The organism is Microbacterium sp. ABRD28, assembly GCF_003850245.1.
Lineage (GTDB): Bacteria > Actinomycetota > Actinomycetes > Actinomycetales > Microbacteriaceae > Microbacterium.
The window spans coordinates 1,096,829-1,117,860 of sequence record NZ_CP031015.1 but is presented as its reverse complement, the minus strand read 5'-3'; the positions used below and the strand labels follow the sequence as shown (position 1 = coordinate 1,117,860).

18 protein-coding genes are annotated in these 21,032 nt (G+C 71.5%); 12 read left to right on the top strand and 6 right to left on the bottom strand.

Going from position 1 to position 21,032, the window contains the following annotated elements:
* Positions 1 to 6: 6 nt before the first annotated feature.
* From DT073_RS05495 to DT073_RS05480, 4 genes are read right to left on the bottom strand one after another with little or no spacing between them, the layout of a single operon-like run.
* Positions 7 to 831: a glycosyltransferase family 2 protein gene (locus tag DT073_RS05495; protein WP_124292476.1), complete on the bottom strand. Its 825-nt coding sequence runs from the start codon at positions 829 to 831 to the stop codon at positions 7 to 9.
* Positions 828 to 1,832, bottom strand: coding sequence for a glycosyltransferase (locus DT073_RS05490; protein WP_205783139.1), 1,005 nt, complete (start codon positions 1,830 to 1,832; stop codon positions 828 to 830). The genes DT073_RS05495 and DT073_RS05490 overlap by 4 nt, the downstream gene beginning before the upstream one ends.
* On the bottom strand, positions 1,829 to 2,983 hold the full coding sequence (locus tag DT073_RS05485; protein ID WP_124292474.1) for a glycosyltransferase: 1,155 nt from the start codon (positions 2,981 to 2,983) through the stop codon (positions 1,829 to 1,831). Before DT073_RS05485 ends, DT073_RS05490 begins: the two co-directional genes overlap by 4 nt.
* Positions 2,980 to 4,029: a glycosyltransferase gene (locus DT073_RS05480; protein WP_124292473.1), complete on the bottom strand. Its 1,050-nt coding sequence runs from the start codon at positions 4,027 to 4,029 to the stop codon at positions 2,980 to 2,982. The genes DT073_RS05485 and DT073_RS05480 overlap by 4 nt, the downstream gene beginning before the upstream one ends.
* A gap of 167 nt (positions 4,030 to 4,196) precedes the next feature.
* Here DT073_RS05480 and DT073_RS05475 point away from each other — a divergent pair, with 167 nt between their 5' ends.
* From DT073_RS05475 to DT073_RS05465, 3 genes are read left to right on the top strand one after another with little or no spacing between them, the layout of a single operon-like run.
* Entirely contained in the window at positions 4,197 to 5,138 is a 942-nt protein-coding gene (locus tag DT073_RS05475) for a WcbI family polysaccharide biosynthesis putative acetyltransferase (protein WP_124292472.1), read from the top strand.
* Complete coding sequence (locus DT073_RS05470; protein ID WP_124292471.1) at positions 5,135 to 6,106, top strand: hypothetical protein; 972 nt, start codon at positions 5,135 to 5,137, stop codon at positions 6,104 to 6,106. The genes DT073_RS05475 and DT073_RS05470 overlap by 4 nt, the downstream gene beginning before the upstream one ends.
* Positions 6,103 to 7,404 carry a glycosyltransferase family 2 protein gene (locus DT073_RS05465; RefSeq protein WP_124292470.1) on the top strand — a complete coding sequence of 434 codons (1,302 nt, stop codon included), beginning with the start codon at positions 6,103 to 6,105 and terminating at the stop codon, positions 7,402 to 7,404. The genes DT073_RS05470 and DT073_RS05465 overlap by 4 nt, the downstream gene beginning before the upstream one ends.
* A gap of 12 nt (positions 7,405 to 7,416) precedes the next feature.
* On the opposite strand, the gene DT073_RS05460 is transcribed toward DT073_RS05465, so the two are convergent.
* A complete protein-coding gene (locus tag DT073_RS05460; protein WP_124292469.1) occupies positions 7,417 to 8,196 on the bottom strand; it encodes a FadR/GntR family transcriptional regulator in 780 nt (259 codons plus the stop codon).
* Positions 8,197 to 8,327: 131 nt separating this feature from the next.
* On the opposite strand from DT073_RS05460, the gene DT073_RS05455 reads away from it, so the two are divergent.
* From DT073_RS05455 to DT073_RS05420, 8 genes are all read left to right on the top strand, one after another.
* The gene (locus DT073_RS05455) at positions 8,328 to 9,422 is read left to right on the top strand and encodes a sugar ABC transporter substrate-binding protein (protein ID WP_124292468.1); all 1,095 of its coding nucleotides are present in this window, start codon (positions 8,328 to 8,330) and stop codon (positions 9,420 to 9,422) included.
* Between the two features lie 48 nt (positions 9,423 to 9,470).
* Positions 9,471 to 10,982 carry a sugar ABC transporter ATP-binding protein gene (locus tag DT073_RS05450; RefSeq protein WP_124292467.1) on the top strand — a complete coding sequence of 504 codons (1,512 nt, stop codon included), beginning with the start codon at positions 9,471 to 9,473 and terminating at the stop codon, positions 10,980 to 10,982.
* The gene (locus tag DT073_RS05445; protein WP_205783033.1) at positions 10,979 to 11,965 is read left to right on the top strand and encodes an ABC transporter permease; all 987 of its coding nucleotides are present in this window, start codon (positions 10,979 to 10,981) and stop codon (positions 11,963 to 11,965) included. The genes DT073_RS05450 and DT073_RS05445 overlap by 4 nt, the downstream gene beginning before the upstream one ends.
* A 19-nt stretch (positions 11,966 to 11,984) precedes the next feature.
* A complete protein-coding gene (locus DT073_RS05440) occupies positions 11,985 to 13,481 on the top strand; it encodes an amidase (RefSeq protein ID WP_124292466.1) in 1,497 nt (498 codons plus the stop codon).
* The gene (locus tag DT073_RS05435; protein WP_124292465.1) at positions 13,478 to 14,206 is read left to right on the top strand and encodes a 5-oxoprolinase subunit PxpA; all 729 of its coding nucleotides are present in this window, start codon (positions 13,478 to 13,480) and stop codon (positions 14,204 to 14,206) included. Before DT073_RS05440 ends, DT073_RS05435 begins: the two co-directional genes overlap by 4 nt.
* A gap of 122 nt (positions 14,207 to 14,328) precedes the next feature.
* Positions 14,329 to 15,228, top strand: coding sequence for an SDR family oxidoreductase (locus DT073_RS05430; RefSeq protein WP_124292464.1), 900 nt, complete (start codon positions 14,329 to 14,331; stop codon positions 15,226 to 15,228).
* Complete coding sequence (locus DT073_RS05425) at positions 15,225 to 16,598, top strand: alpha/beta fold hydrolase (RefSeq protein WP_124292463.1); 1,374 nt, start codon at positions 15,225 to 15,227, stop codon at positions 16,596 to 16,598. Before DT073_RS05430 ends, DT073_RS05425 begins: the two co-directional genes overlap by 4 nt.
* Entirely contained in the window at positions 16,595 to 18,148 is a 1,554-nt protein-coding gene (locus DT073_RS05420) for a GMC oxidoreductase (protein WP_124292462.1), read from the top strand. Before DT073_RS05425 ends, DT073_RS05420 begins: the two co-directional genes overlap by 4 nt.
* 13 nt (positions 18,149 to 18,161) lie before the next feature.
* On the opposite strand, the gene DT073_RS05415 is transcribed toward DT073_RS05420, so the two are convergent.
* A complete protein-coding gene (locus DT073_RS05415) occupies positions 18,162 to 19,973 on the bottom strand; it encodes a glycoside hydrolase family 15 protein (RefSeq protein WP_124292461.1) in 1,812 nt (603 codons plus the stop codon).
* Between the two features lie 137 nt (positions 19,974 to 20,110).
* Here DT073_RS05415 and DT073_RS05410 point away from each other — a divergent pair, with 137 nt between their 5' ends.
* A complete protein-coding gene (locus tag DT073_RS05410) occupies positions 20,111 to 21,001 on the top strand; it encodes an SDR family oxidoreductase (protein ID WP_124292460.1) in 891 nt (296 codons plus the stop codon).
* Positions 21,002 to 21,032: the final 31 nt, after the last annotated feature.

Genomic DNA, 21,032 nt, shown 5'->3' with positions numbered 1-21,032 from the left:
GATCCCTCAGACCGCCGCGCGGCGGAACCCGCCCGCGTGCTCCTCGACCGCACCCGCCGCGACGAACGCATCGATCCAGCCCCTCATGGGCCACTCGCCCCAGGCACGCGCGAACAGCGCGCCGTTGCGCAGGATGTCGTCCAGATGATGCCAGGGCGGTGAGCCCGCCGGATGCCACTGGTGGTAGGCGTGTGCCCCGCCGACCCATCTCAGGCCGACGCCCGAGGCCCGCGCGCGCCGGGCGAAATCTGTGTCCTCGGCCCCGTAGCCCTCGTAGGCCTCGTCGAATCCGCCGAGGCGACGCCAGGTGTCGGCCGTGACGGCGAAGGAGAGCGACCAGAAGAGGTCGTATTCCGTGCTCGACCCCGGCCGGCTCTCCCCGGGGGCGGGGCTCGGCCGCGCCGGATGGGGCCGGGTCATCGCATCGAGCTGGTCGGGCCGGCCGGGGCGTTCGACGCTCGCGAGATAGGTGACCGGTCCGCAGGCGATGTCGGACGGATGGCCGCGGAGCACCTCGACGTACCGCCGAAGAAGCTCGGGGCCCGGCAGGCAGTCGACGTCGAGGAACACCAGCACCTCTGCGCCGTGGTCGAGCGCGATCCGCGCACCCTCGTTCCGCGCGGCGCCCACGCGCACGCCGTGGGGTCCGGGCGCCACGTGCCCGGCGACGACGCCCGGCGGCGTCGCCGCGGGATCGGCGTCCAGCCCGACGTCGACGCGGAGGATCTCCGTCCCCGGAGCCGAGACGCTCGAAAGGAAGCGCCGTTGGCGGAGCAGATGGTCCTCGCGGTCGCGCGACCACGCGGTGATGACCGCCACGCGCCCGGTCACACGCGCACCTCGCCGATGACGGCGGCCGCACGCGCGGCCGCCCCTCGCACCTGCCAGCCGCTCCAGTCCGGCGTGCGATCGGAGGCGCGCGTCACCAGCCCGACGAGTTGTTCGGGATCGACCGATGGCGGTGCGACCTCCGCCCATCCGCCGGCGGCGAGGACGCGCGCGGTCTCGCCCTGCTCGTCGAAGGGCCGCTCCTGCGGCACAACGACCGCGCGCGCATTCGCGGCGGCGAGATCGGCGACACTGTTCTGCCCGGCAGCGCTCACGACCACCTGCGCGCGGGCGATCATCGGCCAGACGTCGTCGATGCGATCACCATCCCCGGTCCCGGCCGTCTCGACGCTCCACCCGTCGGCGCGGAGGAGGGCGATCGCCCGACGCAGGACGACATCATCCACGGTCCGCCCCAGGAACAGCACCTGTCGGCCGCTCGCGTGGCCCGCTCCCCGCCCGTCGTACCGCGACACCCCGCCGACACGTCGGACGCGATCGTCGAAGCCTGCCAGGCCTTCGGCCGGGATCGTGCCGGCCGCCCACGGTGCGAGGATGCAGTCGGCCATCTCGTACGCCATCCGGTGCGGACGATCCGTTCGGCGGCCCGGCTGGGCCACCACCACGGTCGGGATCCCGAGCAGCCGCACGAACGCCGAGACCTCGGCACTCACGTCGACGACGAAGGCCGACACCTCGCCCGCGGCGGCCCAGTCGGCGATGACCGCGAGCCGTGCGCGGTGCCCGGGGTGCGCGATCGGCGCCCAGTGCAGCGATCCGCGCGCGGTCTCGTCACCGAAGTGTCGCGCAGGGCGCCGAGCGCCGTCCACGCCGATGATGTCGTCGGCATCGGAGGGGAGCCTCATCCATCGCGCGCCGGCGGGGAGGCCGATCGGCTCGGGCAGCGAGGAGAACACGGTGACCTCGTCGTCGAGGTGCGGAACGATCGCCCGGAGACGGGTGGCGTGCCCCCAGCCGTGGTGATGGACGTACCAGCCGATCACGCCCCGACCGCCGTGCCCACGACATCCGCCGAGGCGAGCGCAGGAACCCCCGAACCGGATGCGGCGACCGACAGCACCCGCTCGATCTCGCGATGGCGCTGCTCCAGCGAGTAGCGCGCCGCTGCGGCATCCCGGATGCCGCCGCGAGGAAGACCCCATCGCGAGAGCCCGGCGAGGCCTGCGGCGGCGCGCGCGAGCGCGCCGACGTCGCCGGCCGGCACGACGGCCGTGGCGGGCATGCCGGCGAGGACCTCGCCGATTCCGCCGGAGTCGAAAGCGGCGACCGGGGTACCGGTCATGAGCGTTTCAGCGGCGACGAGCCCGAACGGCTCGTCCCACACGGGGGTCACGAGGGCGACGGCCGAGGCGCCGATCACCGCGCTCAGTGCGGGGAGGCTCATCGGGCCGAGGTAGTCGATGCCCCCGCCGAGGAGGGGTTCGATCTCCCTGGTGAAATAGGTCACGTCGCCGATCCGGCCGGCGATCCGCAGGTGAGCCCCGGCCCGCAGGGCCGCGCGGATCGCCAGGTGCGGCGCCTTCTCGGGAACGATCCGCCCGAACCACACCCAGTCCCGCCCGCCCGGACCGAGGCGCCACTGGTCGGCGTCGACGCCGTTGGCGAAGACGAACGAGTCGACGCCGGCCTGCGACCACGCCCGGGCGGTGAACTGACTCACGGCGAGGAAACGGTGAGGCTCCCGGCCGGACAGGCGGTGGGAAGCCTCGACCATTCCCGGCAGCGGCGGCGTGTGCAACGTCGTCACCACCGGCAGCCCGAGGTCGCGGCTCCAGAGGATCGGATCGGGGTGAAGGCTGTGGTTGTCGACGACATCGACCGGCAGCACGCCGGTCGCGAGCAGATGCCGCACCCGGTGGAACGCCTCACCCATCCGCTGCTCGTGCCCTCGCGGGCTCAGCGAGTCGGAGGCGTCCTCGGGCCGGTTCCAGCGCGGGCTCGGAAGCCGCAGCTCCGGGTGCGCCCCGAGGAAGTCCGAACCATCGGCCGCGCACAGGAACACCGCGTGTCCCTGCCGCCGCAGCCACCGCACGCGATTCCAGACCACCGCCTCCAGGCCGCCTGCGTGCGGCTGGCGAAGCGCGTGCCGTTCCGGCGCGACCACCAGGATCCGCAGTCGCTCGACCCCGCTCATCGCCGCCCCTCCTCGGCAGGACGACGCCGCGCACCTTCGTCGATCGCGCGCCGGTAGAGCGCGAGGTGCGCGGCCCGCACCTCGTCGCGCTCGCGCAGGCGCGCCCGGCGACGGGCGTCGCGCACGGCCGGCTCGTCCGCCGCCTGTCGGGAGACCCGAGCACGACGGATCGCCGCGGCCAGCGTCGCGGGGTCGTCGAGGTCGATGATCGAGAAGGACGATGGATGCTGCGAGGCGATGTGACCCACCGCGGTGCCCGCGACGGGCACCCCGAGGTCGAAGCACAGTTCCGCCCACCCCGAGTGCGTCCCGTGGCGATACGGCACGACGAACAGGTCGAGCTCGGCGAGCCACGCCTCGACGTCGACATCCGTCATGCGAGCCGTGCGTCGCAGGTGCACGGACGGGTGCTGCGCGGCGAGCGTCTTGAGACGCACGGCGAGCTCGGCGTCGCGCACCCGTTCGTTCATGAGGATCTCGATGATCACGGGCGTCTCGTCGCCCTCGAACAGGTCGGCGGCCGCCGCCGCAGCACGCACGGCGCCCGCAGCGTCGATGTTCGGCCGGAGGTCGCGCAGGTGCATCCCGACGCGCACCTCCTCGCTGCGCGGGGCGGGCGTGCGCGCGTCTCCGCCGTCGCCGGCCAGCAAGGGGTGGGGGATCACCGCGCATTCGCGGCCCCAGCGATGCCCGACCTCTGCGTCGGCGCCGGCGGTGAGAGTGGTGAGGTGGTCCGCGGCGGGGATGATCACGTCGAGCAGGTCGACGTAGCCGGTCTGGTCGAGGAGCTGCGGATTCTCCAGGTCGTGCACGGTGTAGATGACCGGAAGGCGGAGGTCACGAGCGGTGGCGAGCGCCGCTCGGAGTTCCGCGGGCGAGAACGACTCGAGTCCGAAGTGGACGTGCAGCGCGTCGAGGTGGTCGGCGTTGGCTCGCAGCCACCCCGTCGTCAGAGCGACGGGCGGCCACCACTGGCCGTCGGGAGCGCCGGGGACGGGCGGATCGGGCAGGACTTCCACGAAACGGCGGTCGGTGATCGCGTCCACGTAGGGATGCGCGGCAGGGATCGAGGCGATGCGGACGAGGCCGGTGTCGGTGCGTATTTCTTCTCTCCCTCCGCCCGTCGAGCGCTCCGCGGTACCAGATCCGCGCAGACGTCGCAATGGATACGGGCGAGGGAGGGACGACGTCATCGACAAGCTACGTTCACATCATGAACGGTGCCCCGAATGTGCCCGCCGCCGTTGCGCCGGGCGACCCTTCGGTGATAACGCGGCAGCAGCACTACGCCGAGTTCTTCGGGCTGTCTCCTGTGCCCGATCGGTACGGGGTCGTCGTCGGCAACTGCCAGGCCGAATCCCTGCGGATCGTGCTGGATGCCCCGGATCGGCGCTTCCTCCGCGTGCCTCCGGTGCACGAGATGACCGCCGACGAGGCCGCGAGACTCCACGAGATCATCACGGATGCGGCGTACGTGGTGACCCAGCCGATCCGACCCGATTACCGTGGCCTCCCCCTGGGCACCCGACAGCTCGCGGCCGCGACGGAGGGCGCCGTGCTGACCGTGCCGTCGGTCCGCTTCGCGGGGCTCCAGCCGTTCCAGGCCGCGATCCGGGTGCCGGGCGTGGACGAAGACCCGCCGATCGTGGCCTACCACGACGTCCGCACCCTGGCAGAGGCGGGCGGGATCGCCACGCGAACCGCGCTGGAACCCGGCGACGTCCGCAGGGTCGCGCAAGACTCGCTCGGCGAGCTCCGCGCCCGTGAGCAGCACATCGACGTGCCGGTCTCGGACCTGTACGGCACAGGTCGAAACGGCGATCTCACCGCAGAGCACGCCCGCACGGTGAACCACCCCGGCAACGCGATCTGGCTGCCCCTCGGTGCGCGCGTGCTCGAGGCGCTCGGCCTCGACGGACCGGTGCACGATCCGGGGCGTCCGCTCCTCGCATCGGTCCGGAGCCCCCTCATCCCCGAGGTCGTCGAGGCCTGGTCGCTTACGGAGCCCCCGCGCACCCACTGGCTGGTGGAGGGCCGACCGGTCGACGACGCCGACGTGCGCGAGGCCCATCGACGCTGGTATGCCGCCCACCCGGCCTTCGTCGATGCAGCGCTCACGCGCCTCGCGCCCCTCCTCGCCCGGTGGCGGTCATGATCGCTGCGCCGTCCCTCGTCACGCACGAAGGCACGCACGGGGTCGCCGTGTACGGCCGGCAGCTCGCTGGGACGATCGCGGCGCAACGCCTGGGCGTGCGAGTGATCGACGTGGCCCACGAACCGGGCGTCGAGGCGGGCACGCCCGTCCATGTGCAGTTCACCGATCGCCTGTGGGGAGAATCGCCCGAGTCCGCGGCCGAACGCGTCACCGCCCTCGCCCGGCGGCGACCCGTCACCGTCACGCTGCACGACGTGCCCCAGCCATCGGACGGACCGCGGAACCTCCCGCGTCGGCAGGCCGCCTACGCCGCCGTCGCGGCCGCCGCCCGCGCCGTCGCGGTCAACAGCGATCACGAGCTCGCGCTGCTGGGCGAGGCGGACATCCGCGCGAGGTCGGTCACCAGCATCCCCCTTCCCGTCGATATCGCCGGCAGCACCGGCGCGGGTCCCCTCGACGGCACCGTCGGGGTTCTCGGCTTCTTCTACCCGGGCAAGGGTCACGACGAGGTGGCCCTGGCGGCGGCGCAGGCGGGCCTGCCACGGATGACGGTGCTCGGCCGGGCCTCCGACGGCCACGCCGCCGATCTCGAGACCTTCGTCCGCCGCGCGCACGCGCTCGGCGTCGAGGTGGAGGTGACCGGATGGCTCGATGACGCCGAGCTCGCCCGACGCGGTCGCACCGTCTCGGTGCCCGTGGTCGCGCATCGCCACGTCTCGGCCTCGGGCTCGCTCGCCACCTGGATCGGGTGGGGCCGGCGCCCCGTCGCCGAGCGGAACCGCTACGTCGACGAGATGGCGCGGCTGCGCCCGGGAACGCTGCACACCGCCGACCCCGCGGACCTCGCGACCGCCCTCCGCGTCGCGGCCGGCGACCCGGAGTCCACCCGACACGGTCTGAGCACGGTGCCGTTCTCCCTCGCCGAGGTCGCCGACGCGTACCTCTCCTGGTGGGACGATCTGCCATGACGGCCCGCGAACCGTGGATCGTCGGGAACTGCTGGGACTCCCTCGACGGCGTCACCCCCGAGCCGCTCCCCCGGGTCTCGGTGATCGTCGCCCACTTCGACCAGCCCGCCGAACTCGCCCGCACCCTCCACGCGCTGGATGTGCAGGATTACCCCGCCGACCTCATCGAGATCATCGTCGCCGACGACGGCAGCCCCGGAGAGGTCGCGGTTCCCTCCGGTGTCAGGCTCGTGCGGCAGGAGGACCGCGGCTTCCGTCTCTCCGCCGTGCGCAACCTCGGCGTGCGCGCCAGCTCGGGCGATGTGCTGTGTTTCCTCGACGCCGATACGGCACCCGAGCCTGCGTACGTCCGTCGACTGACCCGGCTGCCGGCGCTCCTCCCCGAGGCCGTCACGGTGGGCCGGCGACGCCACGCCGACTTCGGCGCCCTGCGCCGCGACGCTCCCCTTCCCGAAGCGGCCGCCGAGCGAGAACTGGCCGAGCCCACCTGGCTCCGCGACGCGTATGCGCAGACCCGCAACCTGCTCGACGCCGACGACCGGTCGTATCGCTTCATCATCGGCGCCGTCATGGCCTGCTCGCGGCGCCTGTACGACGACGTCGACGGCTTCGACGAGTCGTTCACCGCGTACGGCGGCGAGGACTGGGAGTTCGCACACCGCGCCTGGCAGGCGGGCGCCGTCTTCGCCCACGTGCCCGACGCCGTCGCATGGCACGACGGCCCGGAGTGGTCCGAGCGCGACGGCTCGGACATCCCGCGTGCCAACGCGCAGTCGATCCGCCTCGCCCGCGACATCCCCGTCCGCGGCTCCGCGCCGCGCGGCCTATTGCCGACCGCGCCCGACCTCGTCGTGCACGTCGCGGGCTCTCCTCCCGCGGCGGCGCTCTTCCTCACGGTCGACTCCGTGCTCGCGGCCTTCCCCCGGGCACGGGTGGTGCTCGACGACGGGGTCGATTCGCCCCTTCCCGACCCCCGGGTGTCGTGGGGAGCCCTCCCCGATGCTCGGGTGGCCCTCCGCGTCGACCGGCCATTCGTCATCACCGACCCTGCCCGGCTCATCGATCTCGTCGATCGGCTGGGCACCGGAGACGTCGGAACGCTCCGCCTCACCGACGACACAGGCACACACCTCGGCGCGCTCCGCTCGCGCCGCGCGACCAAGCGCGCCGAACGGTGGGGCACCGAATCCGCCTTCCGCGTCGCATCCGTCGTCGCATCCGGAGTGTTCCCGGTGCGCGACGATCCTCGGATCGAGGCCTGGGTGGGCGGATGGGGCGGACCCGACTCCTTCCGCTGACGCCGGCGTCTCCTAGTCGCGATGGTGCCGCATCGGCGGCAGCGTGGAGACCAGCACGGTGTCGGGGCTCGTCTCCTTCAGAGCCGCTCGACGGGTTTCATCGAGATACTCCACATGCCGCTGGAACGCGGCACGAGCACCGTCGGGATCGCTTGCGGCGATGGCGAGGTAGATGTCCTCGTGCTGCCGCGTGACCCGCTCACGATCGAGCTGGTCGACGAAGACGGAATTCGTGGCGGGACGCGCGAGATGGACCGAGGTCATCGCCAACTCCAGGATGCGGTTGCGCGCCGCGCGCGTGATGGCGGTGTGGAATGTCAGATCCAGATCGAGCCAGTCGGGCATCGACAGGCTGAGATCCTTCCCCGCCTCGACCGGCTCGCGAATGGCGGCGAGGTCAGTGTCGTCGCGGCGGAGGGCCGCGAGCTCGACGCAGTGCATCTCCAGAACCCAGCGCGCTTCGTCGACGTCGCGCACCGACACGTTTCCGGCGCGGTACCAGAGCTGAATGGCGTCGGCGAGCTGCTCGGCGACCTCCTCCGAGTCGGGGACCGAAACGAACGTTCCCCCGTTGCTGCCGCGGCTGGAGACCACCAGGCCCGTGGCAGACAGCAGTTTCAAGCCCTCTCGGGCGGTCGCCCGGGCGACGTCGAAAGCCTCGGCGAGCTCCCCCTCTGACGGAAGACGCTCACCGGGCGACCAGACGCCGCTGGAGATCGCCGCGCGCAGCTGGCGAGCGATCTGCCCGGAGGCGTCCTTGCGGCCCAGCGGCTGCGGCGTGAAGGTTCCCATTCCGCTCCCTCGGTTTCCTCCCCATCGAAACACATGGTTTACACGCAGGGTATCTCGAAGTAATAATTCGTATGTTCAATGTTGGACAATGACGTTCCGCCCGACGATGTCGTCCCTCGCAAGGAGAAACCATGAAGAGCCGTACCCTCGCCGCGGCCATGGTCGCCACGGCCGCCCTGGCCCTGACCGCATGCACCGCACCCTCCCCCGCCGCCGATCCCAGCGCCGACACTACCGCCCCTCCGATGACCGCGACCGCCGATGCCGATGCCATGACGGCCACCGTCGACTACCTCGAGGCGGGGCTCCCCGATCTGGAGGGGGCTCGTATCGCCTACCTGTCGGAGTGCGTCGCGGCGAACGCCTACTGCCAGACGCGCCTCGCGGGCGCGCAGGAGATGGCTGACGCCGCGAACGCCGAACTGGTCGTCTTCGATGCCGCCTTCGATCCCGCCACCCAGCTGTCGCAGGTGCAGGATGCCATCCAGCGCGGCTTCGACGGCTACCTCTTCTCGCCTGTCACCTCCACCTCCGGATGCTCGGACTTCGAGCTGCTGCAGCAGACCGGCAAGCCCGTCGCCACCATCAACAGCCCGATGTGCGGAAACCCCGACTACACGGAGGGCAGCGTCGGGTTCGTGGCGATGCAGTCCGAGTCGTTCTTCCGCCAGCACGTCGAGAACGCCTTCGCCAGTTGCGAGGGCGAGTGCGAGGCGGTTGCGGTGGGAGGCTTCGTGGGCAGCGACCTGTTCACCCGGTGGGAGAACGCCATCGCGGCGGCGGCGGAGGCGTATCCGAACGTCTCCGTCGTCTCCGACCAGCCGGGGAACTTCGATCCCGCCGTCGCACTCACGGTCGTGCAGGACGCCCTCGCCGCCAACCCCGACGTCGAGATCGTGGTGTCGTCCTGGGACGACATGACCCGCGGCGTCGAGCAGGCCGTCGTCGCGGCCGGGAAGACCCCCGGTGTGGACGTGCGCATCTACAGCGTCGGCGGCACCGCCGACGGCGTCGCAAAGGTCGCCGAGGGCGTGTGGAGCGGAACGAGCGTCCTCCTTCCCTATGAGGAGTCGGCGTACGGCTTCGTCCAGCTGGCTCGCGCCATCGCGACCGGGGAGTCCACCCCCGGCTTCACCTTCCTCGGCGACGCCCCCGTCGTCGTGGACGGGCCGGGTGAGATCTTCATCACCGCCGAGAACGCGGCCGATTTCACCCCCGAGTACTGAGTGCAGTTCCCGACGGAATCCCCCCGGCACCTCAAGGAGCACTCAGTCATGACACGGCCCTCATCCGCCGCGGCCCTCGAGATCCGAGGCGTCCGCAAGGTCTACCCCGGGGTGACCGCGCTCGACGCGGTCGACCTCACGGTGGCCGCCGGAAGCGTCCACGGTCTGGTGGGCGAGAACGGCGCCGGCAAGTCCACCCTGATGAAGGTGGTCGCCGGAGCAATCGCGCCGGATGAGGGCCGGGTTCGTGTCGACACCGTGGCGGTCCGTCCCGACGTGCACGCCGCCGCCGACGCCGGAGTGGCGATGATCTACCAGGAACTCACCATCGTTCCCGGGCTCACCGCGGCGGACAATGTCTTCCTGGGTGCGCCGCCACGGCGCGGCCCCGTTCTCGACCGCCGCGGCGCTCGCCGACGCTTCGCCGATCTGTGCATGCGGCTCGGCGTCGAGATCGACGCCTCCGCCCGAGCCGGAGATCTCTCGACGTCCCAGCAGCAGCTCTTGGAGATCATGCGCGCCCTCGCGCGAGATCGGCGCCTGGTGATCATGGACGAGCCGACGGCATCCCTCGGTCCCGCCGACATCGCCCGCCTGCACGGCGTCATCCGCGACCTCCGCGGCAAAGGCGTGACAGTGATCTACGTGTCCCACGACCTCGACGCCGTCCTCGACGTCTGCGACGACGTGTCGGTGATGCGGGCAGGACGGGTCGTCGAGACCCGTGGTTCGGCGGCGTGGACCGCCGATGCTCTCGTCGCCGCGATGATCGGCGCCGTGGATCTGGATGCCGCCGATGCGCCCGCCCGTCCGCCCGGCCAGGTCGCCCTCCGCGTCGAAGGACTCCGCGCGCCCGGCGTCGACCTGCCGCATCTCGAGCTGAGAGCCGGGGAGATCGTCGGCATCGCGGGTCTCGTGGGATCGGGGCGAAGCCGCCTCCTGCGCACTCTCGCCGGCGCGGACCGCGCTCGCACCGGAACCCTGGAGGTGGCCGGAAGAGCCGTCCGCTGGCCGTCGACCCCGCGCCGTGCCCAGCGACTCGGTATCACCCTCGCCCCCGAGGATCGCAAGGTACAGGGCCTGGTGCTCGAGCGTCCCTCGAGCTGGAACGTCGCCCTCGGCGCGTTCCGTCGCGCCGCGGCGGGCGGGATCGTCACCCGGCGTGGTCTGCTGCGCTGGTCGCGCCGCTTCACCGCCCGGGTCGCGCTGCCCGAGCAGCGCCTCGCCGTCCCCGTCGGCACGCTCTCCGGCGGCAACCAGCAGAAGGTGCTTCTCGCACGTCAGATCAGCCGATCACCGCGCCTGCTGCTCTTGGACGAACCCACCCGCGGGATCGATGTCGGCGCGAAAGCGCAGGTGTTCCGGATGCTGCGGACCCTCGCCGACGAGGGGATGGCCGTGGCGTGGGTGAGCAGTGAACTGGAGGAGATCGCCCGCCACTCCGACCGGATCCTCGTGCTGTCGCAGGGCCGAGCCGTCGCCGAGCTGAGCGCGGGCGCGGCGGTGCACGACATCCTCACCCATGCCTTCACCGGCGCTCAGCGAAAGGCTGCGGCATGACCCTCGCCCCCTCGCGCACCCCCGGAAGCGCCACGCCCACTCCTGCCGACGTCCGCGCACGTCTGCGCTCCTCCGGCGTCGTGATCGCCCTGGTCGCACTCGTGGCGATCGTGGCGATCGCCGAGCCGGCGTTCCTCGCCCCGGGCAACCTCATGAACGTGCTCAGTCAGTGGGCACCGGTCGCGATCATGGGTGTGGGCATGACGTACGTGGTCATCACCGGCGGGTTCGACCTGTCGGTCGGAGCGATCTTCGCCCTCGGCGCCGTCGTCGCGGCAGGGCTCGGCCAGACCCAGGCGCCGCTCGTGGCCTTCAGCGTCGCGGTCCTGGTCGGCGCGCTCGCCGGCGCGCTCAACGGCGTCGTGGTGACCGTGCTGCGGGTCAACCCGTTCATCGCCACACTCGGTTCGTCGCTGGTCCTCGGCGGCGTCGCCCTCGTCCTCACCGGCAACCGTCCCTTCGTCGTCGGGTTCGCCGACTTCGGAATCCTCGGCGCAGGTCGACTCGCCGGCATCCCGTACTCCGGCATGCTCGCGATCGTCCTGATGGTCGTCGGCGGACTCGTGCTCGCCTACACCGCCTACGGACAGAGCATCTACGCCGTGGGCGGCAACCTCGAGGCGAGCCGCCTTTCGGGCATCCGCACCTCGCTGGTCGTGGGCTCGGCCTACACGGTGTCGGGCGTGTGCGCCGGCCTCGCCGGTGTCGTCAGCGCCTCGCAGTTGAGCTCGGCGCAGGCGAGCATGGGCGCCAACCTCGTCTTCGACGTGCTGACCGTCGTGATCGTGGGCGGCACCTCGCTGGCCGGCGGTCGCGGCGCGGTGTGGCGCACGGCCGTGGGAGTCGGCATCCTGGCGACTCTGCAGAACGGCTTCAACCTGCTCGACGTCGACCCGTACTACCAGAACATCATCAAAGGCCTCATCATCATCGCCGCGCTGGCCACCGTGCGGCTCCCGCGCCGGACTCGTCCGGCATCCTGACCCCTACCGAGGAGGAACCATGCCCGTCACCCGCATCGAAGAACTCACCATCGCCGACGTTCACGACGCCTACCGCCGCGGCACGTTCACGGCGCGCGAGCTGGTCCAGGCCTATCTCGATCGCATCGATGCGCTCGACCGGTCGGGACCGGCTCTGAACTCGGTCATCTCCGTGGCGCAGGACGCCCTGGCACAGGCCGATCGGCTGGATGCGGAACTCGCCCGCACTGGAGAGCTCGTCGGCCCCCTCCACGGGGTGCCCGTCGCCGTGAAGGATCAGATCGAGACCGCCGACATCCCCACGTCCTTCGGCAACATCCTCGCCGCCGACTACCTGCCTGAGAAGGACGCGACCGCGATCGCACGGCTGCGCGATGCCGGGGCGATCATCCTGGCGAAGACGACCCTTCCCGACTTCGCGACCTCGTGGTTCTCGACCTCGTCGCGCAGCGGCATCACGAAGAACCCGTACGATCTCTCCCGCGATCCGGGCGGATCGAGCAGCGGCACCGCCACGGCGGTCGCCGCGAACCTCGCCCTCGTCGGGATCGGCGAGGACACCGGCGGCTCCATCCGGCTGCCCGCGTCGTTCTGCGGTCTGGTGGGGGTGCGGGTGACCCCGGGCCTGATCAGCCGGGCCGGGATGTCGTCGCTGGTATCGCCGCAAGACACCTCGGGGCCGATGACGCGGACGGTCGCAGACGCCGCGGCTCTGCTGGATGTGATGGTCGGGTACGACCCCGAAGACTCCTACACCGGCGCGGTGGTCGTCGACGGGGGCGGGAGCACGTACGCCGACGCCGCAGCCGAGGGGACGTTCGCGGGCACGCGGCTGGGCGTCCTCCGCCAGGCCTTCCCCGATACGACCGACCCCGATGGGGCAGCGGCGCTGGAGGTGATCGAGAAGGCACTGGCCGAACTGCGGGCCGGCGGTGCGGAGCTGATCGACATCGAGATCGACCGCCTCGACGAACAGGTGGGCTTCACGTCGCTGTACACGACGCGGTCGCAGGCCGACATGAACACCTTCGTCCAGGCCCGTCCGTCCCTGCCGGTCGCCTCGATGCAGGCGATCGTCGACAGCGGCGACTATCACGAGAAGCTCGACCTGCTCGAAGCGATCGTCGCAGGCCCGCTCGACCCCACCGACGATGAGGAGTACCTGCAGCGAGTGCTGGCGCAGCCGGCATTCCAGCGCCAGGTGCTCGGGGTCATGGCCGAGCACGACCTCGACGCCGTCGTCTTCCCCGACGCCAAGCTCCCCGCCCCCACCCACGCCGACGTCCTCGGCGACCGTTGGACGTGCCTGACCTACCCCACCAATACCGTCATCGCGTCCCAGCTGCTCTTCCCCGCGATCACCGTGCCCGCCGGTCACACCACGGGCGACCTGCCGGTGGGGCTGGAGATCATGGCACCGCCCTACGCCGAGCGTCCGCTGATCGGGATCGCGGCCGCCGTCGAGGCGACCCTCGGGGCCCGCCGCGCACCGCGGGCGGCGGTCTCGGACGTATGAGCCGCGTCGCACTGAATGCCGACCTCGGCGAGGCGGTGGGACTGCATTCGTTCGGCAACGACGACGCTCTGCTCGAGATCGTCGACTCGGTGAACGTCGCGTGCGGAATGCACGCGGGTGACCCCGGGGAGATGCAGCGGGTCGTTCGGGCTGCGATGGCACGGGGGGTGACGATCGGCGCGCATCCGGGGCTTCCGGATCTCGTCGGGTTCGGCCGCCGGGCGATGGCGCTCGACGAAGACGAGGTCCGCGACCTCGTCCGCTACCAGGTGGGCGCGCTGGTGGCCTTCATCGAGGCGAGTGACGGCGAGCTTCATCACATCAAGCCGCACGGAGCGCTGTTCGGGATGACCATGGCGGATCCCGCCCTCATGCGCGGGGTGTGCGAGGTCGCCCGGCAGTACGGGGTGGGCGTGTACGGCCTGGCCGGCACCGCCCACGAGAGCGTCGCCGCCGAGAGCGGCGTCCGCTTCTTCTCGGAGTTCTACGTCGATCTCGACTACGACGACGAGGGGCGGTTGGTCCTCGAGCGTCGCGCCAAGCCGACCCACCCCGAGGTCGCGCGGCGTCGCACCCGCGATGCCGTCGAGTCAGGCATCTTCACGACGGTGTCGGGGGCGGTTCGGACGATCACCCCCGACACCGTCTGCGTCCACTCCGATCTTCCGAACGCTGTCGAGGTGGCGCGGGTCGTGCGGGAGCAGATCGACGTGCTCAGTCGCTGACCTTCGGAGGAGGGCACAGACGCGGTGACGCGCGGCCGCCGACGAGCGCCCCGCACTCTGACGGAAAAGTGCCTGCTCCGCAAGCCCGGCCCGGATCCATTCGTGCCACATATCGTGACCGCATGAGCACTCGGGACCAGTACACCTTCGACGACCCGGTGAAGCGCTATTCCCGCGTCGAGCCACCGCTGCAGCACCAGCCCGAGCCGGGGGTGCAGGCGCGGATGCAGCCGGTTCCCGACCTGGGTGAAGAGACCTACCGCGGCACCGGGCGCCTTGCAGGCCGGAAGGCCCTGGTCACCGGCGGCGACTCGGGGATCGGCGGCGCCGTCGCGATCGCGTTCGCCCGCGAGGGCGCCGATGTCGCGATCGTGCACCTCCCCGACGAGACGGAGGATGCCGCACACATCCTGGAGCAGATCGCGGATGCCGGAGCGCGGGGCCATGCGATCATCGCCGACATCGCGGACGCCGCGCGCTGTCGCGAGGTCATCGACGAGGCGGTCTCGGCCCTCGGCGGCCTGGACATCCTCGTGAACAATGCCGGACGGCAGATCGCGGTCGACCGGGTCGAAGACCTCAGCGACGAACAGTTCGAGCTGACGTTCCGCACGAACGTCTTCGCGCCGTTCTGGCTGACGAAGGCAGCCCTCGCCCACCTCCGCGCGGGCGCGAGCATCATCAACACCGCCTCCCTCGAGGCGTACAAGCCCGCCCCCGACCGCCTCGACTACGCCGCGACGAAGGCGGCCATCAACAATCTCTCGAAGGGCCTCGCGCAGCAGCTCGCCGAGCGCGGAATCCGGGTGAACGTCGTCGCACCCGGGCCGGTCTGGACCGCCCTGCAGGTCTCGGACGGCGTCTCGGACGAGCAGATGAAGGCCTTCGACGACGAGAACACCTACCAGCGCTCCGGCCAGCCCGCCGAGCTGGCGCCCGCATATGTGTTCCTCGCCTCGGCGGAGTCCAGCTACGTCTCGGGCGCGACGCTGAACGTCAACGGCGGGATGATCACCCCGTGAGACCCGAAGGCACGGTCTACGTGCTGCCGGGGCTCGGGCTGTCGGCCGAGGCCGCCGTCCCCCTCGTCACGCACCTCTCCCCCGGCCTCGCGGTGGTCGGCATCGACCTGGCGGGGCACGGCGGACGTGCGGATGCCGCGGACGGCAGCGTCTCCGCCCTCGCCGACGGCGTCATCGAGGCGATCGCGCAGACGGCGACCGGTGGCCCGTGGATCCTCTGCGGCCACAGCATGGGAGGAAAGGTCGCCGCCGTCGTCGCCGACCGCGTCCTCCGCGGTGACGCGCCCCTGTTCGGGCTCGCGGGGCTCGTCCTGCTCGCCCCCTCTCCGGCCACTCCAGAGCCCATGGCCACCGAAAAACGAGACCAGATGCTCTCGTGGGTGACGGATGGGCCGATCGCCGAAGAGCACGCAGGGGAGTTCGTGGCCGACAACGTCGCCGCGCCGCTGGATCCCGCCGACGAGACGGCGGCGATCGCGCAGGTGCGGGCGATGTCGCCGCTGGCCTGGCGACGCTGGCTCGAAGAGGGCAGCCGCGAAGACGTCAGCGCCGACCTGGACATCTCCGCCCTCCCCGCCGTCGTCCTCGCAGGTGCGGAGGACGGCGATCTCGGCGCCGACGCCCAGCCGGGCCTGGTCGCCCGCACCCTGCCGAATGCGACGGTCACGTCGTTGCCCGGAGCCGGCCATCTGCTGCTGTTCGAGCGCCCGGCCGAGGTCGCCGCGGCGATCGAAAGGCTCTGGGACACCGTCTCGGCGGCCTCCACCCGCGTACCCGAGAGCTGGGGACGTGTCATCGCCTCCGATCGGACCGATGCCGAGACCCGCGGCATCCTCTCCCGCCGCCATCTCGCGGACGACCCCGACGCCGAACCGCGGGCACTCTCGCGCGGGCAGCTGGTCCTTCTCGGGTCGATCGCAGCGCGCCTGATGCCGCGCGACCTCGACGACCGGTTCGACCTCGCTCGCGTCGTCGACCGCGAACTCGCCGCCGGCCGAGGCGACGGCTGGCGCCCACCGGGTCTGCCCCGCGACGCCGAGGCCTACCGGCTCGGACTCGACGCGCTCGCCGATGTCTGGCCGGGAGACACCACCAGTCAGGATCAGCTCATCTCCGACCTCATCGCCGGGAACGGTTTCACCGGCTCCCCGTGGGACGACGAGACCACCCGGCGGTGGTTCGAAGACATCCGTTCCGACCTCGCGCAGGCGTGGGTGTCGCATCCTGCCACCGCCGCCCGCCTCGGCTTCGACGGTTTCATCACCGCGATCACCGCTTCAGACCCCGGGTTCTCCGAGCTGCGCGCCGACCGCCGCGCAGCCTGGGAACCCGACACCCTCGGCACCCCCGCTCCGGAAGACGACGAATGAATCTCACCCATATGCGCACCTACCCCACCGACGAGACCGTCGACGTGGTGGTGGTGGGCACCGGGGCCGGAGGCGGCCCGCTCCTGGCCCGCCTCGCCGCCGCGGGCCTCCGGGTCGTGGCGCTGGAGGCCGGCCCGAACTTCGACCCCGGCCGGCTGATCCCCGACGAGGTCGAGGGTCGGCGCGTGAACTGGATGTCGGAGCGGATCAGCGGCGGTGACGCCCCGACCGCGTTCGGGCCGAACAACAGCGGCCGCGGGGTCGGCGGCGGCACCCTCCACTGGGGAGCGTTCACACCGCGCCCCGACGCGCGCGATCTGGCGCTGCGGACCGAGTTCGGCGTGGGCGAGGACTGGCCGATCGACCATGGCGAGCTCACCCGCTACATCGAGGAGGTCGAGCGCACCATCGGCGTCTCGGGCCCGACCCCCTACCCGTGGGACGAGGAGCGGACGTACCACTGGCCCGGCACGGAGCGGAACGCTCCCGCCGAGCTCGTCGCCGAAGGGTGCGATGCTCTGGGCATCCGCAGCGCCACAGCCCCCGCGGCGATCCTCACCCGCGACCACGACCAGCCGCACTACGGCCGCCGTTCGCGCACCCTCAACCTCGGCAGCATCCACCAGGGCGATCGCACCGACGCCAAGGCGACGACGGCGAACACCTATCTGCCTGCGGCGGTGGCAGCCGGCGCCGAGATACGCCCCGACAGCACAGTGCACGGCATCGAGCTCGACCGTGCCGGCCGGGTCGTGGCGGTGGTGTACACCCGCGAAGGGCGGGAGATGCGTCAGCGGTGCGCGACGCTGGTGCTGGCCGCAGGCGGGGTCGAGACGCCTCGCCTGCTCCTCCACACGGGGCTTTCGAATTCCAGTGGGATGGTGGGGCGCAATTTCCTCGCGCATGGCGCGCTGCAGGCGTGGGGGCGGGTCGATGCACAGGTCCGGGGCTACCGCGGGTATCCGTCCTCCCTCATCAGCGAGGACTTCATCCGACCCGCCGACGCCGATTTCGCCGGCGGCTATCTCATCCAGAGCCTCGGCGTCATGCCGGTGACGCACGCCACGATGCTCGTGCGTGGCGGCGACCTGTGGGGCCGCGAGCTGATGGAGGCCCTCGACGCGTGGCAGTTCTCGATCGGCGTCGGGATCAATGCCGAGTGCCTTCCCGCCGAGCGGAATCGGCTGGTGCTCTCGGACGAGCACGACGAGTTCGGTGTGCCCCGTGCCGAGGTCACGTTCACCCCGGGGCCGAACGAGAAGGCCATCGACGACCACGCGTCCCGTACCCTCACCGGCATCCTCGAGGCGGCGGGAGCCCGCGACATCCGTGTGCTCGCCCGTTCGGCGCACACCCTCGGCACGTGCCGGATGAGCTCCGCCCCGGCCCGCGGCGTCGTCGATGCCGACGGCCGGAGTCACGACATCCCGAACCTCTGGGTGTGCGACAACTCGACCTTCCCGAGCGCCCTGTCGGCCAATCCGTGTCTGGCGCAGATGGCCCTGTCATTGCGGACGGCGGATCGGATGCTGGGCTCCCGCGCCGCCTGACGCGAGCCGAGGGTCAGTGGCCCTCGAGCTCGTCCTCCGACACGAGCTGACGGATGGTCAGCGCGGCGCTGACGAGCGCGAGGTGGCTGAGGGCCTGCGGGAGATTGCCCCAGAACGCCCCGTCGTCGGCGGAGATCATCTCGGCGTAGATGCCGACGTCGTTGGCGGCGCCCACGAGCGCATCCATCGCGGCGAGCGCCTCGTCGTGACGGCCGACGCAGGCGAGCGCGCCGGCCCGCCAGAACGCCGAGGCGACGAACGTGTGCTCCTCATCCGCCATGCCGGTGTACCGGTACAGCAGTCCGTCGCCGGCGCCCAGGGCCGCGGTGAGCGCGTCGATCGTCGCCGACATCCTCTCGCCCCGATCGAAACCGCTCTCGGCGTGCAGGAGCACGGAGGTGTCGAGATCTGCGGACCCCGGGTACATCACGTAGCTGCCGGCGTCGTCCGACCAGCCGAACTCGGCCACCCACTGTCGGATGCGCTCGCGCTCGGCGCGCCACCGGTCGGAGTTGCCGGGGATCGACCCGCGTTCGGCGAGCCACGCGGCGTCGTTGAGCGCCTGCCAGCATCCCATCTTCGACGAGACGTAGTGCCGGATCTCGGGAAGCTCCCACATGCCGGAATCGGGGTTGCGCCACAGATCGCAGGTGCGATCGGCCATGTCGGCGAGCATGCGTCCGGTGGCGACATCCAGGATGTTGCCGGCATCGACGTACGTCCGGCAGATCGCGAAGAGATCTCCGTAGACCCCCAGCTGCAGCTGATCGCGGGCCGGGTTGCCCGAGACGACGGGGCCGATCCCCTTCCACCCGTCGACGTCGAACTCCTCCACGCCCGACGTGATCTCGCCGCGGAGGGAGTACAGCACGTGCAGGTCGGGGCCGTTCTCGCGAATGGTGCGCAGCAGCCACGAGATCGCCGCGTGCGTCTCCTCCCGCAGGCCGAAGCGCACGAGGGCGTGGGCGGTGTAGGCGAGATCGCGCACCCACGCGAATCGGTAGTCCCAGTTCTTCCCACCCCGCGGGTTCTCCGGAAGCGAGGTGGTCGCGGCGGCGGCGATCGCCCCCGTCGGGGAGTACACGAGCAGCTTCAGCGCCAGCGCGCTGCGCTGCACGGCGTCTTGCCACGGGCCGTCGTACGAGAACTCACGAGACCACGATCGCCAGCCGTCGATGGTGCGGTCGACGCTGCGGTCGACGTTCTCGGGCACGGGAAGGTGGAGGGGTTCGCCGTCGGTGGCGACGACGACGATCAGGTGCCGCGACGCGGCAGCGGTCGTGAACCGGCCGCGCAGCACCGGACCGGTCACGCCGTCGGGGTCGGGGTCGTCAGGGCCGTGCTCGCTGCCGACGACGGCGAGGGACACACCCCCGACGCGGAGCACCGCGGCGCCCTCGTGCTGCTCGATCCACGGCGCCGCCGTCTGCAGTCGCGAGCCGGGCTGCACGGCCCACTGGAACTCGACACTGCCCTCGACACCCTCGATGCGGCGCGCGAGCTCGGCCCACGGCAGACGCCCCGCCACGCCGGTCACCAGCGCATCGGTCACCCGCGCGCGCCCCGACGGCGTCGTGAAGGTCGTCTGCAGCACGTTCGTCCGTGCGACGTAGCGCCGGCGGACGGTGTACTCCCCGACAGGCGCGAGCTCGATGCACCCGCCGGTGGCGTCGTCGAGGATGCGGGCGAAGACCGGCGGGGAGTCGAGGTTCGGCAGCGGAAGCCAGTCGATCTGACCCCGAAGACCGACGAGCGCGATCGTGCGGCCGTCGCCGATGGGTGCGTAATCGCGCAGGTCGCTGTGCGAGGGGGATGCGGGGGTCACGCGTTCAGGCTACGAAGGGTCGACGCATTCGCGGCAGGGTTGCGCCCGGAGGCGTCGGAAGGTAGCGCCGTATCGCGGTCTCGGCCCGCGCGCAACCCCGGGCCCCGGCATCCGTCCTCCCGCCTAGCGTGGCGGGCATGGCGAACATGTACACCCCTCAGGACCCCACGACCCAGTTCCCGCGCCCGCCCTTCCCGCCGCAGCAGCAGAGCGCGCCCGGCGACATCCACAAGATGGACCCCGCACCCGACCACGGCGAGACGACCTACGTCGGCTTCGGGCGCCTGCCCGGCCGGAAGGCTCTGGTGACCGGGGCGGACTCGGGTATCGGGCGCGCCGTCGCGATCGCCTTCGCCCGCGAGGGCGCCGACGTCGCCCTCAGCTACCTCGCCGAAGAGCAGGCCCAGGCCGAGGAGGTGGCCGCCCTCATCGAGAAGGAGGGCCGGGTCGCCGTGCTCCTGCCGGGCGACCTGCAGGAGGAGCAGACCAACATCGAGATCGTCGAGAAGGCCGTCGAGGGCCTCGGGGGACTGGACATCCTGGTGATCAACGCCGGCACCATGCCGACGGTCGACAGCATCGACGACTTCGAGACCAAGACCCTCGACCACGTCGTGAAGGCCAACATCTACCCGCTCTTCTGGCTCACCAAAGCTGCGTCGCCGCACCTGAAGCCCGGGGCGTCCATCATCACGACCTCGAGCGTCCAGGGCTTCCAGCCCTCGCCCTCGCTCGCCGAGTACGCGGTGTCGAAGGCCGGGATCGCGAATTGGACCCGCGCCCTGTCGCAGCAGCTGATCGAGCGCGGCATCCGCGTGAACGGCGTCGCGCCGGGCCCCATCTGGACGCCCCTGCAGCCGGCGTTCGTGCCGAACGAGAAGATCGAAGAGTTCGGATCGCAGACCCCGATGGGCCGCGCGGGCCAGCCGGTCGAACTCGCCCCGGCGTTCGTCTTCCTCGCCTCGCAGGAGTCCAGCTACGTCGTCGGCGAGACCATCGCGGTCACCGGTGGAATGCCGGTGCACTGACCCCGGAGGCGTTGTCTCCGCCGCACCGGTG

Coding starts and splice junctions, on each gene's coding strand:
- DT073_RS05485 (WP_124292474.1), bottom strand. CDS start 2,983: ATGAGCGGGGTCGAGCGACTGCGGATCCTGGTGGTCGCGCCGGAACGG.
- DT073_RS05475 (WP_124292472.1), top strand. CDS start 4,197: ATGAACGGTGCCCCGAATGTGCCCGCCGCCGTTGCGCCGGGCGACCCT.
- DT073_RS05470 (WP_124292471.1), top strand. CDS start 5,135: ATGATCGCTGCGCCGTCCCTCGTCACGCACGAAGGCACGCACGGGGTC.
- DT073_RS05465 (WP_124292470.1), top strand. CDS start 6,103: ATGACGGCCCGCGAACCGTGGATCGTCGGGAACTGCTGGGACTCCCTC.
- DT073_RS05460 (WP_124292469.1), bottom strand. CDS start 8,196: ATGGGAACCTTCACGCCGCAGCCGCTGGGCCGCAAGGACGCCTCCGGG.
- DT073_RS05455 (WP_124292468.1), top strand. CDS start 8,328: ATGAAGAGCCGTACCCTCGCCGCGGCCATGGTCGCCACGGCCGCCCTG.
- DT073_RS05450 (WP_124292467.1), top strand. CDS start 9,471: ATGACACGGCCCTCATCCGCCGCGGCCCTCGAGATCCGAGGCGTCCGC.
- DT073_RS05445 (WP_205783033.1), top strand. CDS start 10,979: ATGACCCTCGCCCCCTCGCGCACCCCCGGAAGCGCCACGCCCACTCCT.
- DT073_RS05440 (WP_124292466.1), top strand. CDS start 11,985: ATGCCCGTCACCCGCATCGAAGAACTCACCATCGCCGACGTTCACGAC.
- DT073_RS05435 (WP_124292465.1), top strand. CDS start 13,478: ATGAGCCGCGTCGCACTGAATGCCGACCTCGGCGAGGCGGTGGGACTG.
- DT073_RS05430 (WP_124292464.1), top strand. CDS start 14,329: ATGAGCACTCGGGACCAGTACACCTTCGACGACCCGGTGAAGCGCTAT.
- DT073_RS05420 (WP_124292462.1), top strand. CDS start 16,595: ATGAATCTCACCCATATGCGCACCTACCCCACCGACGAGACCGTCGAC.
- DT073_RS05410 (WP_124292460.1), top strand. CDS start 20,111: ATGGCGAACATGTACACCCCTCAGGACCCCACGACCCAGTTCCCGCGC.